The sequence below is a fragment of the Billgrantia antri genome (assembly GCF_019430905.1).
GTDB classification, from domain to species: domain Bacteria; phylum Pseudomonadota; class Gammaproteobacteria; order Pseudomonadales; family Halomonadaceae; genus Halomonas; species Halomonas antri.
This window is the reverse complement of sequence record NZ_JAHYCA010000002.1, coordinates 587,649-602,711: the sequence shown is the minus strand read 5'-3', so window position 1 is coordinate 602,711 and position 15,063 is coordinate 587,649. Positions and strand designations below refer to the sequence as shown.

Genomic DNA, 15,063 nt, shown 5'->3' with positions numbered 1-15,063 from the left:
GCTCAGCTGCCGCTGGTGAGCCGGTTGTCGACGAAGGCCTCGGCACGGATCTCCTGAAGCCAGGCGTCCAGCGCCTCGTTGGCCTTGCGCTGAAACACCATCTGGCGCGCCTGCTCGGGGCTGACGTTGCCGCCCTGCTGCTCGATGAAGCGCTCCACCTCGCGATTGCTGACATTGACGCGGCCACCCACCTGGCGCTGGTGCAGTTCGCGCAGCAGCATCTCACGGCGGATCTCCTCGCGTACGCTCGCCATGTTCAACCCATCGGCCTCCAGCGCATCGGCGAACTGGTCGAGGGTCATGCCGTTGCTCTCGGCGATCTCGCGAATCTGGCGATTGAGGGCGGTATCGTCAACGCTGAGACCAGCATCCGCCGCCATCTGCAGTTGGATCTCCTCGAGAATCACCTGCTCGAGCACGTGCTCCCGCAGTACCCCTTCGGGCGGTAGTCCCTGTCCCTGGGCGGCGATCTGGCTGCGCGCCTGCTCCATGCGTTCCTCCAACTGGCTTTGCATGATGGCCTGCTCGTTCACCACGGCCACGATGCGGTCCAGCGACTGCCGCTGCACCGGCTGGAAGTTCTGGTTCTGCTCTTGGGCCAGTGCCGTCAGCGGCACGGCACCAAGGCACAAGACCAGCCCCAGGGCTCCCAGAGTGGCTATAGGCGGTATCCGCATGTCTCTCTTTCCTCTCATGTTGTCTCTCTGGTGTGGCGTCCCGATCCCGTCAGAAAGCCGTGGTGCGGTAGCCCGGGACGGCACGCTCGAAGTAATCGCCGGCATGGCCGCCGACGCCGCCCAGTCCCTTGAACACGAAGCGCAGGAAGATGCCACTTTCATCGGTATCGTCCGCCACTCTGGCGGTGTCGTTATCGTCGACCCACTCACGCCAGACGAGTTGTAGACCATAACAACAGTCGTTCCACTGAACACCCGCCACTTGATCGAGCATGCGCTCATTGGTGGAGTCGTAGACCGCACGGCCAATCAGATCCACCCGCGGCGAGAGCCGCCAGGCAATGGATAAATCGAACTCTTCACGATTGTAATCACGAAACTCGTCGTCGTCCGGCTCTACCGACGGATCGAACCCTTGGAGTTCCCAGCGGTAACCAAGGTTCAATACATGTCCGGCCTGGCTGCGGTAGCTCAAGTCAAGGGAGGTACGCTCGGTACGCTGTTGCTTGTCGTCGTAGATCCACTGCCAACGGCTGCTCCAGGTGTCGCTGATTTGCCAGTCGAGCCGTGTCACAAGAGATGAGCGGTCGCGAGTGGCGTTGTACCAGCGCTCGAAGTTGCCCCCCTCTTCCGGTGGGCGTGGTAGCGTATCGGCATCGCCCTCCATATCGATATATCGGTCGTCGAAATAGAATGCCTGCCCCACCCCGAATGCCAGCCGTTCGCGGCCACGTGCATCTTCCAGTAACCGCGTGTCGACACCCAGCGAGACACGGTTGAGGTCTCCCACTCGGTCGGCGCCCGAGAAACGATACGGCGACCACAGCTGGTTCCAGGAGAAGGCACGCTCACCGGTATCGAAATCGGGGAACTCGCTCTGGTCACGAGCCGGCACGTAGGCGTAGTTGATCCGCGGTTCGAGGGTCTGGCGGTACTCGCGCCCGCCGAGTTCGAGCTCGCGCTCGAAGATCAGACCGCCATCCACCGAAGCGACCGGGACCGCGCGCTGCAGCGAGGTGTCGCGCTCCGTCTGGCGCTCACCGTAGTCGAGGTCATAGGCGGTGTAGAGCCACTCGACCCGCGGCTCCAGGTGTCCCCATGTCTCGTCGAAGCGCCAGCCGGTGACGGGCGAGAGGTGCAGGCGCGTACCAATGGCCGCTTCGCGTAGCGGGACCTGGTTGCGGTCCACGTCGCGCCAGAAGTAGGTCGCATTGGAGCGCCACTGCTGGTACCACCCGCCCGGTTGCGTCCAGCGCGCATTGGCATTCAGGCTGGGCAGGCGATAGAAGGGCTTGTCGCGATCGCGCAGCGGATCTTCCAGCTTCTGGAAGCCTTGGGCGCGTGCCTCGAGGTGCCACAGGTCGCCGCGATAGTCGAGCCGCGCCAGGCGCTGCATGTTGTTGGGGCCGTTACCGAAGGGGCTGCCGAAATCGTCGAAGTAACGTCCATCGCTGGCCGCACCGTAGCGCAGGTCGTAGCTCGTGCGCGCGTCGAAGCGACCGCGATGGAGGTAGTCGACGTACCATCGATCCTCGCCCTCGTAGCGCGAGCCCGAGCCGCCGGAACCACCGCCGTCGCTGGTGAGATAGGCACCCTCTATCTGCCCGGCATCGCTGGGAAACAGGTAGCGATACTCACCGGCAAGCAGCAGCCCTCGATCGCTGATCCAGCGCGGCGTGATGGTAGCGTCCTGATTGGGTGCGATGTTCCAGTAGAACGGCTGGGCGTAGTCGAGACTGTCGCTGGAGAAGCCCAGCACGGGCCACAGGAAGCCGGTATGCCGACGATCGTCGATGGGGAAGCGCACCCATGGCCAGTAGAACACCGGGACGTTGCCCATCTTGAGGCGGGCATGACGCGCGGTGCCGAAGCCGCTCTCGCGGTCGAGCACCAGGTCACTGGTGACCAGTTGCCACAGATTGCTGCCGGGGTCGCAGGTGGTGAAACTCGCCGAGGTGAGCCGGAAACGCCCGTCCTCGAGCCGCTCCAACTGCAGCGCATCGCCGCGCAGATGCTGGTCATGCACCACGAAGTGGGCCGTGTCGATGCTGGCGGCATCGCTGTTCAGCGACACCTCGCCGGCTTCACCGCGCACCAGCAGGTTGATATCGCGCAGGGCCAGGGGGCCTTTAGCGTAGGCCCAGTCGCGTTCGGGGGGGACACTCACCCGCGGTGACTCGAGTTGGCTGTCGCCGCGGCGCAGTATCACCTCGCCACCGAGAATGGTCTCTCCCTCATCGCCGTAGTAGGCGCTGTCGGACTCGGAACGAACCTGCCCGGGCTCATCGGTGGCGGGCAGGCGGTAGACCGGCATCACGTAAGTGCCGCGGCACAGTGCTTCGGCGGGACGGTCTTCGGCCCAAGGGTGCCAGTCGAGCTGCCAGGCCGGCAGCGGTTCGAGCGCCATCGTCTGTGACGCGCCGAACGTCAGGCCGGATGTAATCAAGCCGGCCAATGCCGCGCCTGCATGTCGCTTGCCCATGGTCCCTCGATGTCCTTGGCGAAGAGAATCGGTATTATACAGACCGCACCCAGCCTGTCGTAGGCGACTGACCGCTCAGCATGCGGCGGCGCCCCACGAGCGTCAACAGCCAGCACCCGGCACAACTGAAGGAGCCAGCATGACCACGGCCGACACCTCGACGCGATTGGACGCCCTGCGCCGTTGGGCAGCTGCTCGCCACCGCCTGTCTGTCGCAGCGCTAGACCTGCACTTGGCCGCAGGTGACGCCAGCTTTCGGCGCTACTTTCGCCTGCGCCTGCCCGACGGCGGTACGCGCATGCTGATGGACGCGCCTCCCGCCCAGGAGGATAGCCGTCCCTTCGTCGAGATCGCCCAGCGCTGGCGCGCCGGCGGGCTGCCGGTACCCGCCCTGCACGCGGTGGACCTCGAGGCCGGTTTTCTCGAACTCGACGACCTGGGGGACACCCCGCTGCAGCACCGCTTCGCCGGCAGCGACGCCGCCGACACTCTGGCCTGGCACGATCGCGCCATCGAACTGATCCATGCACTGCAGAATCGCGCTGGTCCCGACGAATTGCCGACCTACGACGCGGCCCTGCTCGGTCGCGAGCTGGACCTCTTTCCCGAGTGGTGTCTCGAAAGCTGGCTCGGTCTGCCCCCCCCGCCCGGTTGGACCGGACTGCGCCAGGCACTGATCGACTCCGCCCTGGCCCAGCCGGTGGTCACCGTGCACCGCGACTTCGACGCCATGAACCTGATGGTGCTCGACGAACGGCTTTACCTGATCGACTTCCAGGATGCCGTGGCCGGCCCGATCAGCTACGACCTGATCTCGCTGCTGCGCGGCCGCTACTGCCGTTTTCCGGCCGCTCGCGTCGCCAACTGGATCGAGGCGTTCCGCCAGCAAGCAATCGCCGATGGCCGGCTGTCCGGGGCCACCACGAGCGAGGCCTTCCAGCGCCAGGCGCAGGCCATGGCCGCCCAGCGCGCGCTCAAGGTGCTTGGCATCTTTTGTCGCCTCACCCTGCGCGACGGCCGTAGCGGCTACCTCGAGCGTCTGCCGCATTTCCTCGCTCACCTCGAGGAGAGCCTCATGGCGCTGCCCGAACACGCGGCTTTCAATGCCTGGCTCGCCGATACCTTCCGCCCCGCCTTGGAGAGACGCCTGGCAGGTCACGCCGATTCGGAGACGACATGAAGGCCATGATCCTCGCCGCCGGTCTCGGCAAGCGCATGCGGCCATTGACCGACCACTGCCCCAAGCCGCTGTTGCCGGCAGCCGGCAAGCCGCTGATCGTACACCACCTGGAGCGCCTTGCCGCTGCGGGCATTTCCGACGTGGTGATCAACGTCAGCTATCGCGCCGAACAGATCGTCGAGGCACTTGGCGACGGCAGTGCCTACGGCGTCCGCATTGACTGGAGCCGCGAGACAGCCCCGCTGGAGACTGGAGGAGGCATCCGCCAGGCGCTGCCGCAGCTGGGCGGCGCGCCTTTCCTGCTGATCAACGGCGACGTCTGGTGCGAACTCGATCTCCGCACTCTGCCACCGCTGGGCGAGGACCTGGCCCACCTGGTGCTGGTCGACAACCCCGGCCACCATCCCCTGGGAGATTTCCACCTCGACGCCACCGGCCGGGTGCATGCGTTGGGCGAGCCGCGTCTGACCTTCGCTGGTGTCAGCCTGCTCGACCCCGCCCTGGTGGCCGGCCAACCGCCCGGCGAGTTTCCTCTGGCCCCGCTGCTGCGCGACGCGATGCGCGCCGGCCGCGTCGGCGGCACGCATTACCGCGGCGGCTGGATCGACGTGGGCACGCCCGAGCGACTGGCCGAGCTCGACCGGGCGCTGCTCCAACGCCGGGGCTGAGCCCGAGGTGGCTCAATGTTAAGCTGCCCAACATGAACGCATCGATAACGAAACCCTGCTCATGAAAGCCTGCGTCAAGTGGCCCGATAGACGCCAGTTCGTCGCCTGGGGTTGTAGAGAGCGGGAAGCGGCCACGGTGGCCGTCGTGGATCAGCGCATCTAACCAATAGGAAGGAGTTCAGCTCGTGAAAGCCAGCGTCAAATGGACCGATGGTCGCCAGTTCGTCGCCGAATCCGGAAGTGGCCACAGCGTGGTGATCGACGGCCCTCCCGACCACGGCGGCCGCAATACCGGCCCGCGCCCCATGGAGATGCTGCTGATGGGCATGGGTGCCTGCACCTCCTTTGACGTGCTGGAGATCCTCGAGAAGTCGCGCGCCGGTGTGACCGACTGCGTGGCGAGCATCGAAGCCGAACGCGCCGACACGGTGCCGTCCGTGTTCACCCGCATTCACGTCCACTTCACCGTCAGCGGCCACAACCTCAAGGAGAACCAGGTCAAGCGCGCGGTGGAACTCTCCGCCGAGAAGTACTGCAGCGCCTCGATCATGCTGGCCAAGGGTGGCGTCGAAGTAACCCACTCCTACAGCATCGTCGACGACTGAGGACAAGGTTCACAGTACGTGACGGCACAAGGCCCGCACCTGCGGGCCTTTTGCTGCATAGGGTGCGTGACGTGCTGCTAGACGGGCGGTGCATCCACGTGTCGCCAGAGGTATAGCGCCAGGTGCGAGCGGTAGGGAGCGAAGCGGGCGGCGGTACGCAGCGTCTTGCGTCGTGGGCTGGTCAGTCGCTCCAGTGTCTTGCGCGCCGCCACGTCGCCCTCCGGCCATACATCCGGTTCACCGAAGTAGAAGATCGAGATCATGTCGGCGGTCCACTGGCCCACGCCCCACAGCGCGGTCAGCCGCTGTGAACGCTGGGCATGATCCAAACCGCGAAGGTCATCGGCTTCGAGCCGCCCGGCCCGGGCCTCTTCGGCGATCAGGCATAGCGCCTTGGACTTGGCCCCCGAGAGGCCGCAGCCACGCAGCGCTGCCTGGTTCGGCTCGACGAAGAACTCCATCAGCGGCGTCTCGCCGGCGGCATCGACGACCCGCGTCCAGATCGAACGCGCCGCCTTGACCGACAGCTGCTGTCCGGCGATCGAGCGGCACAGGCGTTCGGCCAGCGGCTCGCTGTCATCGGCCTGGAGCGTGACCGGCCCGCCGCGCTCGAAGGCATCGGCAAGGCCAGGGCTCAGCTCGCGAGCGACCTCGACGAAATGCAGATGGATCTCCGCGGACATGCTGCGCCACTCAGACCCGATAGACGCTCTTGGTCATCACCTTCGACATCAGCGACATGCCGAACTTGACCGGTGCCGGGAAGCGCGCCCCGCCGGCTTCGAGCGCCAGCTGGGCATGGTGCGCCTCGTCGATTGCCATCTGGCGCAGCACGGCGCGTGAGCGGTGATCGCCCGCGGGCAGCTTGACCAGGTGATCTTCCAGATGCTTGCCCACCTGTTCCTCGGTAGCGGCGACGAAGCCCAGGCTGATGCGATCGCCAATGGCGCCGGCCACCGCTCCGAGGCCGAAGGAGGCAGCGTAGAACAGCGGGTTGAGCAGGCTGGTATGGCTGTCGAGTTCCTGCAGTCGCTCATCGCACCACGCCAGGTGGTCGATCTCCTCCTGGGCGGAGTGCTCCATCTGGCTGCGTACCTCGGGCAGCTTGGCGGTGCAGCCCTGCCCCTGATAGAGCGCCTGGGCACACACCTCGCCGGTGTGGTTGACCCGCATCAAGCCTGCGGCATGACGACGCTCTTCGGCGCTCATGTCTTCATCCTGAATGCCTGCGGTGGCCGGCGTGGGACGCGAGGCAACGGCCGCATGGGGCACCAGGGTGCGCAGCACGGTATCGAACTGATGGATCAGGTTATCGGCGTGGGAGTAGTGGCGGTTCATCTCACTCGGTTCCTGTACGCGGCACAACGGTGGCGAAGGCGCCCGCGAGGGTGCCATAAGCACGGCAGCGCCACCCATAGGGGTGGCGCCACGAAGCGGGATGCACCTGATGCGTCGCACGCCTCGACGCGCGCGGTTTGCTCCGCATAGCGCCGGCTAGCCAGCCGGCCAAGTAAAGCGTCGACCGCCCATCAGGTGCATGTGAATATGATAGACCGTCTGGCCGCCCTGGTCATTGCAGTTCATCACCACACGATAGCCGTCAGCGGCGAAGCCGCGCTCCTCGGCCAGTCGGGCCGCAACGTACGGCAACCGGCCGACCAGCGCCTGATCGCTCGCTTCGACGTCGTTGAGCGTGGCGATGTGCTGCTTGGGAATGATCAGGATGTGCGTCGGGGCTTGGGGATTGATGTCGTTGAACGCCAGTACCTGCTCGTCCTCGTAGACGATGTCGGCGGGAATCTCGCGTTTGACGATCTTGCAGAACAGGCAGTCTTGCATCGGCTCGAGCTCCTATCGATCCCCTAAGACGGGGCCTTGCGGTCGCGAGCGCCCTCAGCGGAAGCGGCGCTGGGCCAGCAGGTGGCGCACCAGCGGGGCCAGGATCAGTTCGATGGCCAGCGACATGCGAGCGCCGGGCACCACCAGGGTATGCGGTCGACTCATGAACGAATCCTGGATCATCGCCAGCAGCCACGGGAAGTCCACCGTCGAGGGATCGCGGAAGCGGATCACCACGAACGACTCGGCGTCGTTGGGGATGTCCTGCACCTCGAAGGGGTTGGAGGTGTCCACCGTGGGCACGCGCTGAAAGTTGATGTGGGTCCGTGAGAATTGCGGCTGGATGTAGCGCACGTAGTCGTTCATGCGACCCAGGATGGTGTCGATCACCGCTTCCTGGGAATAGCCGCGCAGCTTGATGTCGCGGTCGATCTTCTGGATCCACTCCAGGTTCATGGTCGGCGCCACGCCCACCAGCAAATCGACGTGGCGGGCGATATCGTGCTCCGCCGTCACCAACCCGCCGTGCAGCCCCTCGTAGAACAGCAGGTCGGTACCACAGGGCAGCGGCTGCCATTCGGTGAAGGTGCCCACCTGATGGCCGGCCTCGATCATCTGCTTGTCTTCGGCGTGGATGTAATGGCGGTAGGTACCACTGCCGTGCTCGCCATACTCCTGAAACAGCGTCTCCAGGCGGTCGAGCAGGTTCGCCTCCACGGCGAAGTGAGAGAGCTGGTCCTTGCGCTCGGGCTCCTCGCGGAAGATCCGTGCCAGCTCCTCGCGGGTATAGCGATGGAAGGCATCACCGTCGACGAAGGCGGCATGCACGTCCTCGCGCGTGAACATGCGCTCGAAGGTACGCTTCACCGTGGTGGTGCCGGCCCCTGACGAGCCGGTCACGGCGATAATGGGATATTCGCGCGACATCAGGCGTTCTCCGCTCCGAGAATGGCCTGCTGCACGGCCTCGGGAATGGCCACGCTACGCCCTTGGGCAGGATCGACCAGGACGACGTTGAGACGCGCCGTCGCCACCGGCCGGCCGCCTTCGGCATGGCATACCCGGTGGTAGACGGCGATGGCCTTGCCGCTTGGCGCCGGCATCGCGGTCTCCACTACCAGGGCATCCGGCCAGCGCGCCTCGGACTGGTACTGCACGGCGAGGTCGGCCACCACGCTGGGGTAGCCCCCCATGTCCCACTCACTCAGCCCGAGCGCGCCGAATGCCTGAGTGCGCGCCTCGTGGAGCAACGACACCAAGGTATCGTGGCCCAGGTGCCGGCCGTAGTTCATGTCGGTGATGCGCACCGACAGCGGCTGCCGGTGCACGATAGCGGACTCGGGAAACTCCAGCTTGACTCGCTCCATGCCCACTCCCTGAATCTTGTTATTGGGTCGATGCGGACGCTTGGCCGTGGCTCAACCGGCCTGCCGCTCCCGGGCGATGGCCCGATAGGCGATGTCGCGACGGAACTGGGCATCTTCCCAGCGAATCGCCGCCACCCCCTGGTAGGCCAGGTCGCGGGCCTGGGACACTCCATGGCCCAGCGCAGTGACACACAGTACCCGGCCGCCGCTGGTCACCATCCGCCCCTGGTCATCCTCGGCGGTACCGGCATGAAACACCTTGCAGCCCGTCGCTTCGGCGGCATCGATCCCCTCGATGACATCGCCCTTGCGATAGCTGCCGGGGTAACCGCCCGCGGCCATCACCACACCGACGGCGGCATCGGTATTCCACTCGCAGGTATGGCCAGCCAGTTCGCCGCGCGCTCCCGCCAGGCACAGTTCGGCCAGGTCCGACTGGAGACGCAGCATGATCGGCTGGGTCTCAGGATCGCCGAAGCGACAGTTGTATTCGATGACCTTGGGATTGCCCTCGGCATCGATCATCAGCCCGGCGTAGAGGAAGCCGGTATAGGGAAGGCCCTCGCCCGCCATGCCGTGTACGGTGGGCATGATCACCTGCTGCATGATGCGCTCATGCACGCTCTCGGTGACTACCGGCGCCGGTGAATAGGCTCCCATGCCCCCGGTGTTGGGACCGGCATCGCCATCGAGCGCCCGCTTGTGGTCCTGACTGGTGGCCATGGGCAATACCGTGGTCCCATCGACCATGACGATGAAGCTGGCCTCCTCGCCCTCGAGGAACTCCTCGATCACCACGCGCGCCCCGGCACCGCCGAAGGCGTTGGCTTCGAGCATGTCGCGCACAGCGGCCTCGGCTTCGGCCAGGGTCATGGCCACGATCACGCCCTTGCCGGCGGCCAGACCGTCGGCCTTGATCACGATCGGCGCGCCCTGCTCGGCAAGATAGGCCAGCGCCGGCTCGACCTCGGTAAAGGTCCGGTAGGCGGCCGTGGGAATGGCGTGGCGCGCCAGGAAATCCTTGGTGAAGGATTTCGACCCCTCGAGCTGGGCGGCGCCCCGGGTGGGGCCGAAGATGGCCAGGCCGGCCTCGCGGAAGCGATCGACCACGCCCTCGACCAGTGGCGCCTCGGGACCAACGATGGTCAGCGCGATGTCTTCGTCGCGGGCGAACGCCACCAGACGCTCCAGATCGGTCGTCTCGACCGCCACGTTGGTCAGGCCCGGCTCATGCGCCGTGCCGGCATTGCCGGGCGCCACGAAGACCCGCTCGACGCGGGACGACTGACTGACTTTCCAGGCCAGGGCATGTTCGCGGCCACCGCCGCCGATGATCAGAACCTTCATCCGCTTGCTATTCCTGTTTCTTGCTGCGCAGGCCCGCGAATGTACGGGCCCGATGTTCGGCTGGGAAGACGTCGCGGCATTATGGCAGAAAGCAGCCCGCTACGCCGCCTCGCTCTGCAGGAATGGCGTGCTTCACTTGTCGCTATCGTCGTTCTTGCCCGTCTTTTCCTTCGACTCCGGCTTGCCGGGCTGGCCCTGACCGATCGCCTGCTGCCAGAAGCGCATGTTCTCCTCGGCCATTTCGCGCATCAGCTCCATGGGGGAGTGGCGCATGGCCTGCTGCCACTGATCCTGCATGCGCTTTTGCTGCTCGAGCATCAATTGCGTGCCCTGCTCGAGGTAGCGGGCCAACGGCAGCGGCTGTGCCATGTCATAGACGCGGATGAACTGTGCCAGCAGGTCGTTGGAAAACACCTCGGCCTCGCCATCGGCCTGCTCCTGCTCGATGATGATCGACAGCAGGATGGTACGGGTCAGATCCTCCCCGCTCTTGGCATCCTCGACCCGGAACGGCTCGTCGTCGAGAACCAGACGCCGAAGATCCTCGAGCGTCACATAGCGGCTCTGTTGGGTATCATAGAGCCTGCGGTTGGCATACTTGCGAATCACGCGCACGATGGCACTCCTTGTTGGAAAGGCAGACAGCCCTTGGCTGCTATTGTGCACCGCGCCACCGCCCTTGCAAATCGAAGCGACCAACGAGGCCCGATGAACCTGATCCTGCTTACCCCCGAGGAGATACGCGACGAACGCCTGGCGTGCCTGCGCGACCCGCGCCGCCTGCGCCACTTGAAGGAGGTGCATCGCGCCAAGGTCGGCGATCGTCTGACCCTGGGCGTGGTGGGCGGCGGCATCGGCCGCGGCGAGCTCACGCTGCTCTCGGGCGACGAGGCCCGCTTCACGCTCGAGGGGCTCGACACGCCACCGCCACCTGCGCTGCCGGTACATCTCGTGCTGGCCCTGCCGCGTCCGCGCATGCTGGCCAGAAGCCTCGAACACATGACGGCCATGGGCGTGAAGCAGATCACCCTGCTGCATACCCGACGGGTAGAAAAAAGCTACTGGCAATCCCCGGAACTCGATCCGGCCAAGATTCACGAGCACTTGGTACTGGGGCTCGAACAAGCCAGGGATACGCAGTTGCCTGAGGTGACTCTGGCCAAGGGCTTTCGCCCCTTCGTCGAGGAGCGGTTGCCGACACTGCTCGAAGGCCGGCGAGGCCTGGTGGCCCACCCCGGTTTGGCCCAGGCGTGTCCGACCGGGATCGGGACACCCACCCTTCTCTTTATCGGACCGGAAGGCGGCTTCATACCGTTCGAGGTCGAGCGCCTGCTCGCGGCCGGCTGCGAGGGCATTCACCTGGGGCCGCGCATCCTGAGGGTCGAGACGGCCATCGTCGCCCTGTTGGCCCGGCTGTTCTAACGAGCTGTCGCGACCGCCTGGGCCAACCGGTCAATCGGACGAACCCCCGTCGTCGAAGTCGGCGTCTTCCTCGGGGTCGTGCTCGACCAACGGGGAGTTCTCATCGCAGTTCGGCTCGGTGAGAAAGGTTTCGCGCACGTCCAGCAGACCCAGATGCCCGATGGTGCGGCGACCGAGCAAAAGCGGGTAATTCATCTCCTCACGATTGCGCAGGCTGAACTGCTCCTCGTAGATGGTGTCGCCCAAACACACCTTCATCAACACCACTGGGCGCCGGTCGACACCACCGGCGCCGCGCAGCTTCAGGCTGCGATAGAGCGGCAGTTCCATCCTCTCGCTGAACATCTCGCCCTCCGCCTCGTCCTCCAGCCTGAGACGGAAGCGCACCCACTCCTCGCCCTCCTTGTCGAAACGCTCGATATCGCGGGCATCGAGCGACGAGGTCAGCGCACCGCTGTCCAGCTTGGCTTTCACCTCGACCCCCCAGGGCTCGAGCGTGCTCTTCTCGACCCAGCCGAACACAGACGCCTCCTCGGCCATGGCCGTCATCGGAGCAGACACCAACAGCGCCCCTGCCAAGGTCTTCCAGCACAGGGAGAGTCGACAAACCTGACGGAATATCATCTGCCACTCAACGGGCATGGTTTCACCTCCTATGTTCGTCATCGCTTCATGGACCTTGATTCAGCATGCCGGTTCCAGTCGCCTGAACCCAAACGTTACGTTTACTACACTGTGCGTGTCACCAAGGATAAGGAGGGCAACACGATGACGCAGTCACGCACCACAAGGACGACCCTGGCGGTTTCGGCCAGTCTGTTTCTCACCGGGCTTGCCGGCGCCGCACTGGCCCAGTTCGACCCACAGGGCCTCTACTCGACCCATGCGATCCTCGATGCCGAGGTGCATTTCGAGAGTGCCCCGGCCAGCGAGCCTAGCGAGGTGGTCGACATCCTCCTCGGCGACGACAGGAAAGTGCAAGCCATCGTGGTCGACACCCACGACTCGGTAGGCCTGGATGGCGATACCGTGGTGATCACCAATCAGCACTATCGCTTGGTCAACTTCGACGAGAACGGCAAGACCCAGCATGACATCATTGTCGAGACCGACACCGAGGCGCTCGACGCCATGCCTCGCTATGACCAGGAGTGGATGAACACCGCCCAGGAGCGTGCCCGCGAAGCCTGGGATAGCGCCGGCGAAGGGGCCGAAAGCGCCTGGCACCGGACCCGGCAGGGGCTGGACCGCATCGGCGAGGGCGCCGAGGACGCCTGGGAGCGCACCCAAGAAGGGGCCGAACGAGCCGGACGCCGCATCAGTGAGGTTCTCGACCAGTGGACCAGCGATAGCGACAGCTGAACGTCCCGCGGCCGGGCGCCACGCAGGCCCCGGCCGACAGGTCAGTGGCGCTGAAGCCGCTCCAGCAGGCTCAGCGTGGCAAAACCGTCCGGCGTGACGCCGATGCTTTGCTGGTATTCACGCAGTCCACGTCGCGTGTTGGGCCCCATCACGCCATCCGGGGCACCGACGTCGAAACCACGCGCATTCAACGCCTGTTGCAGCTCACGCACCTGGCTGCGCGACAGCGGTTGCACGTCGCGCGGCCACCCGGCCCGGACGCCCTCGCGTCCGGCGATGCTGTCGGCCAGCGTGCCCACCGCCAGGGCATAGCTGGTGGCGTTGTTGTAGCGCAGGATGGCGCGATAGTTGGGTCCCACCAGGAAGGCCGGCCCCCGGGCACCCGCCGGCGCGATCACCGATGCCTGCTCGAAATCGGGCAAAGTGCCACCGCCGCTGCGACTCACACCCTGCTGCGCCCATTCGCGGCTCGAGCGTCGCGTGGAAAGCTCGGTCTGGGCATAGTCGAAATCCTGCGGCAGCCGTACCTCTACCCCCCAGGGCAGACCGGGCTGCCAGCCGGCTCGCGCCAGATAGTTGGCGGTGGAGGCCATCACATCCGGAATGCTGCCCCAGATGTCGCGACGCCCATCGCCGTCGCCATCCACGGCGTAGGATTCGAAGCTGGAGGGAATGAACTGGGTATGCCCCATGGCGCCGGCCCAGGAGCCGATCATGCGCTCCGGCGAGATGTCGCCAGCCTCGAGGATACGCAGCGCGGCGATCAGTTCGCCGCGAGCGAAGTCGCGCCGACGCCCGTCGAATGCCAGAGTCGCCAGCGCCTCGAGCGTGGAGAAATCACCGAAATTGCCCCCGTAGTTGCTCTCTATGCCCCAAATCGCCACCACGACCTCGGCCGGCACCCCATAACGTTGCTCCATGCGCCGGGCAGTTTCGCGGTGCTCGTCGAGCCTGGCCCGCCCCTGGCTGATGCGGGTCTGGGAGACGGCGCTATCCAGGTATTGCCAGATGGGACGCACGAATTCCGGTTGCGAGCGGTCGAGTTCGATTACGCGGGGCCGGTAACGTACTCCGTCCAGGGCGCGCGCCAACGTCGCCTCACCGATCCCCTCGCTACGGGCCTGGCGACGGAAATCGCGCAGCCAGGTCTGGAAGTCGCCCGGCTCGGCACGTTCGGCCTCACCGGAAGCAGGTTCAGCAGCGGCCGGCGTTGTAGCAGCCTGCTCCTGCCGGTCGTCGGCCACGACGTCCTGGATAGGACCGGATTGGCATCCGGCCAACAGCAGCATGAGAAGAGCAGCAGAGAAAAGCGGACGAGTCATGGCACGTATTCCTTTACATCGAAGGCCACCGATAATGGCTCAGAAGCGGACTCCAGACCAGCCCTCCGAGCCGGGTGAAGCGTCGTTTTGTGTAACCAACCAACCCGCCAGCTCGAACGTCACTTGGGGTCGCTCTCGCGGGGATGATGCACGGCGTTGGCGTCCGTTTCCAGGCCGCTCTTGAGCTCATGAGTGAGCGGATCGTAATTGGGTCGCAGCTCGTCCTTGATCGTGCCGTGCCATAGCTTGGCACCGACGAAGTAGCCGGCACGGCCGATCACGTGGGCCGCCACCGGCGCCGTCATCATGATGAAGAGGATGACCCCGAGCGCGCGCGCCACTACCGCCACCTCGCCGAAGTGCAATGCCACCGCCAGCATGATCAGCGAGGCGCCGAGGGTGGCCGCCTTGGTAGTGGCATGCATGCGCGTCAGCAGATCGGGCAGGCGTACCAGCCCGAGCGCGGCCAGGAACATGAAAAGAGCCCCGGTCAGGATCAGGCCAGCCTTGAACATCTCAATCATCGCGCGGCCCCCCGCGCTCCAGGAAGCGAGCGAAGCCGATGGCCGCCATGAACGCCATCAACGCCATGACGATGGCCACGTCCAGCAGGCTCGGCACGTCGGTGGCGATCGCCACCACCCCGATGATGCCGACGATCATCGAGGAGAAAAGCTCCAGCGCCACCACCCGGTCCGGCAGGCTGGGCCCACGGTAGAGACGCACGAAGGCCAGGCACAGCGCCAGGGACATGAGCGCCAGACTCGCCAGGATCACGGTCGACACGGCTTG

18 protein-coding genes are annotated in these 15,063 nt (G+C 65.5%); 5 read left to right on the top strand and 13 right to left on the bottom strand.

From position 1 onward, the window contains the following. Positions 1-2: 2 nt before the first annotated feature. A complete protein-coding gene (locus tag KPL81_RS07255) occupies positions 3-677 on the bottom strand; it encodes a SurA N-terminal domain-containing protein (RefSeq protein WP_219791244.1) in 675 nt (224 codons plus the stop codon). 49 nt (positions 678-726) lie between these two features. Then, entirely contained in the window at positions 727-3,159 is a 2,433-nt protein-coding gene (locus tag KPL81_RS07250; protein ID WP_219791243.1) for an LPS-assembly protein LptD, read from the bottom strand. A gap of 139 nt (positions 3,160-3,298) precedes the next feature. Here KPL81_RS07250 and KPL81_RS07245 point away from each other — a divergent pair, with 139 nt between their 5' ends. The 3 genes from KPL81_RS07245 to KPL81_RS07235 all read left to right on the top strand — a co-directional run bounded on the left by KPL81_RS07245 (position 3,299) and on the right by KPL81_RS07235 (position 5,612). Next, entirely contained in the window at positions 3,299-4,339 is a 1,041-nt protein-coding gene (locus KPL81_RS07245) for an aminoglycoside phosphotransferase family protein (RefSeq protein WP_219791242.1), read from the top strand. Next, a complete protein-coding gene (gene murU, locus KPL81_RS07240; protein WP_219791241.1) occupies positions 4,336-5,007 on the top strand; it encodes an N-acetylmuramate alpha-1-phosphate uridylyltransferase MurU in 672 nt (223 codons plus the stop codon). Before KPL81_RS07245 ends, murU begins: the two co-directional genes overlap by 4 nt. Before the next feature lie 185 nt (positions 5,008-5,192). Next, complete coding sequence (locus KPL81_RS07235; RefSeq protein WP_167111327.1) at positions 5,193-5,612, top strand: OsmC family protein; 420 nt, start codon at positions 5,193-5,195, stop codon at positions 5,610-5,612. A 77-nt stretch (positions 5,613-5,689) separates the two neighbouring features. Here KPL81_RS07235 and KPL81_RS07230 read toward each other — a convergent pair whose 3' ends face one another. The 7 genes from KPL81_RS07230 to phaR form a co-directional block, all read right to left on the bottom strand. Then, entirely contained in the window at positions 5,690-6,295 is a 606-nt protein-coding gene (locus tag KPL81_RS07230) for a DNA-3-methyladenine glycosylase family protein (RefSeq protein ID WP_219791240.1), read from the bottom strand. 10 nt (positions 6,296-6,305) lie between these two features. Continuing rightward, positions 6,306-6,950 carry a 2-polyprenyl-3-methyl-6-methoxy-1,4-benzoquinone monooxygenase gene (gene coq7 / locus KPL81_RS07225; RefSeq protein WP_219791239.1) on the bottom strand — a complete coding sequence of 215 codons (645 nt, stop codon included), beginning with the start codon at positions 6,948-6,950 and terminating at the stop codon, positions 6,306-6,308. 156 nt (positions 6,951-7,106) lie between these two features. After that, on the bottom strand, positions 7,107-7,451 hold the full coding sequence (locus KPL81_RS07220) for a histidine triad nucleotide-binding protein (RefSeq protein ID WP_209476681.1): 345 nt from the start codon (positions 7,449-7,451) through the stop codon (positions 7,107-7,109). A gap of 54 nt (positions 7,452-7,505) precedes the next feature. Beyond that, positions 7,506-8,378, bottom strand: coding sequence for a phosphoribulokinase (locus KPL81_RS07215; RefSeq protein ID WP_209476680.1), 873 nt, complete (start codon positions 8,376-8,378; stop codon positions 7,506-7,508). After that, on the bottom strand, positions 8,378-8,818 hold the full coding sequence (locus KPL81_RS07210) for an acyl-CoA thioesterase (RefSeq protein ID WP_219791238.1): 441 nt from the start codon (positions 8,816-8,818) through the stop codon (positions 8,378-8,380). Before KPL81_RS07210 ends, KPL81_RS07215 begins: the two co-directional genes overlap by 1 nt. Before the next feature lie 51 nt (positions 8,819-8,869). Beyond that, on the bottom strand, positions 8,870-10,165 hold the full coding sequence (gene purD, locus KPL81_RS07205; RefSeq protein WP_219791237.1) for a phosphoribosylamine--glycine ligase: 1,296 nt from the start codon (positions 10,163-10,165) through the stop codon (positions 8,870-8,872). A gap of 132 nt (positions 10,166-10,297) precedes the next feature. Continuing rightward, the gene (gene phaR, locus KPL81_RS07200) at positions 10,298-10,780 is read right to left on the bottom strand and encodes a polyhydroxyalkanoate synthesis repressor PhaR (protein ID WP_209476674.1); all 483 of its coding nucleotides are present in this window, start codon (positions 10,778-10,780) and stop codon (positions 10,298-10,300) included. Between the two features lie 93 nt (positions 10,781-10,873). On the opposite strand from phaR, the gene KPL81_RS07195 reads away from it, so the two are divergent. Next, entirely contained in the window at positions 10,874-11,587 is a 714-nt protein-coding gene (locus KPL81_RS07195) for a 16S rRNA (uracil(1498)-N(3))-methyltransferase (RefSeq protein ID WP_219791236.1), read from the top strand. Between the two features lie 30 nt (positions 11,588-11,617). On the opposite strand, the gene rloA3 is transcribed toward KPL81_RS07195, so the two are convergent. Continuing rightward, the gene (gene rloA3, locus KPL81_RS07190; protein ID WP_240549133.1) at positions 11,618-12,136 is read right to left on the bottom strand and encodes a retropepsin-like aspartic peptidase RloA3; all 519 of its coding nucleotides are present in this window, start codon (positions 12,134-12,136) and stop codon (positions 11,618-11,620) included. Positions 12,137-12,355: 219 nt separating this feature from the next. Here rloA3 and KPL81_RS07185 point away from each other — a divergent pair, with 219 nt between their 5' ends. Beyond that, entirely contained in the window at positions 12,356-12,949 is a 594-nt protein-coding gene (locus KPL81_RS07185; protein WP_219791234.1) for a hypothetical protein, read from the top strand. Positions 12,950-12,990: 41 nt separating this feature from the next. Here the strand turns inward: KPL81_RS07185 and KPL81_RS07180 are convergent, their stop codons facing one another. The 3 genes from KPL81_RS07180 to KPL81_RS07170 all read right to left on the bottom strand — a co-directional run bounded on the left by KPL81_RS07180 (position 12,991) and on the right by KPL81_RS07170 (position 15,057). Next, on the bottom strand, positions 12,991-14,271 hold the full coding sequence (locus KPL81_RS07180; protein WP_219791233.1) for a lytic murein transglycosylase: 1,281 nt from the start codon (positions 14,269-14,271) through the stop codon (positions 12,991-12,993). A gap of 119 nt (positions 14,272-14,390) precedes the next feature. Next, complete coding sequence (gene mnhG / locus KPL81_RS07175; RefSeq protein WP_219791232.1) at positions 14,391-14,795, bottom strand: monovalent cation/H(+) antiporter subunit G; 405 nt, start codon at positions 14,793-14,795, stop codon at positions 14,391-14,393. Next, a complete protein-coding gene (locus tag KPL81_RS07170) occupies positions 14,788-15,057 on the bottom strand; it encodes an MrpF/PhaF family protein (protein WP_209476662.1) in 270 nt (89 codons plus the stop codon). Before KPL81_RS07170 ends, mnhG begins: the two co-directional genes overlap by 8 nt. Positions 15,058-15,063: the final 6 nt, after the last annotated feature.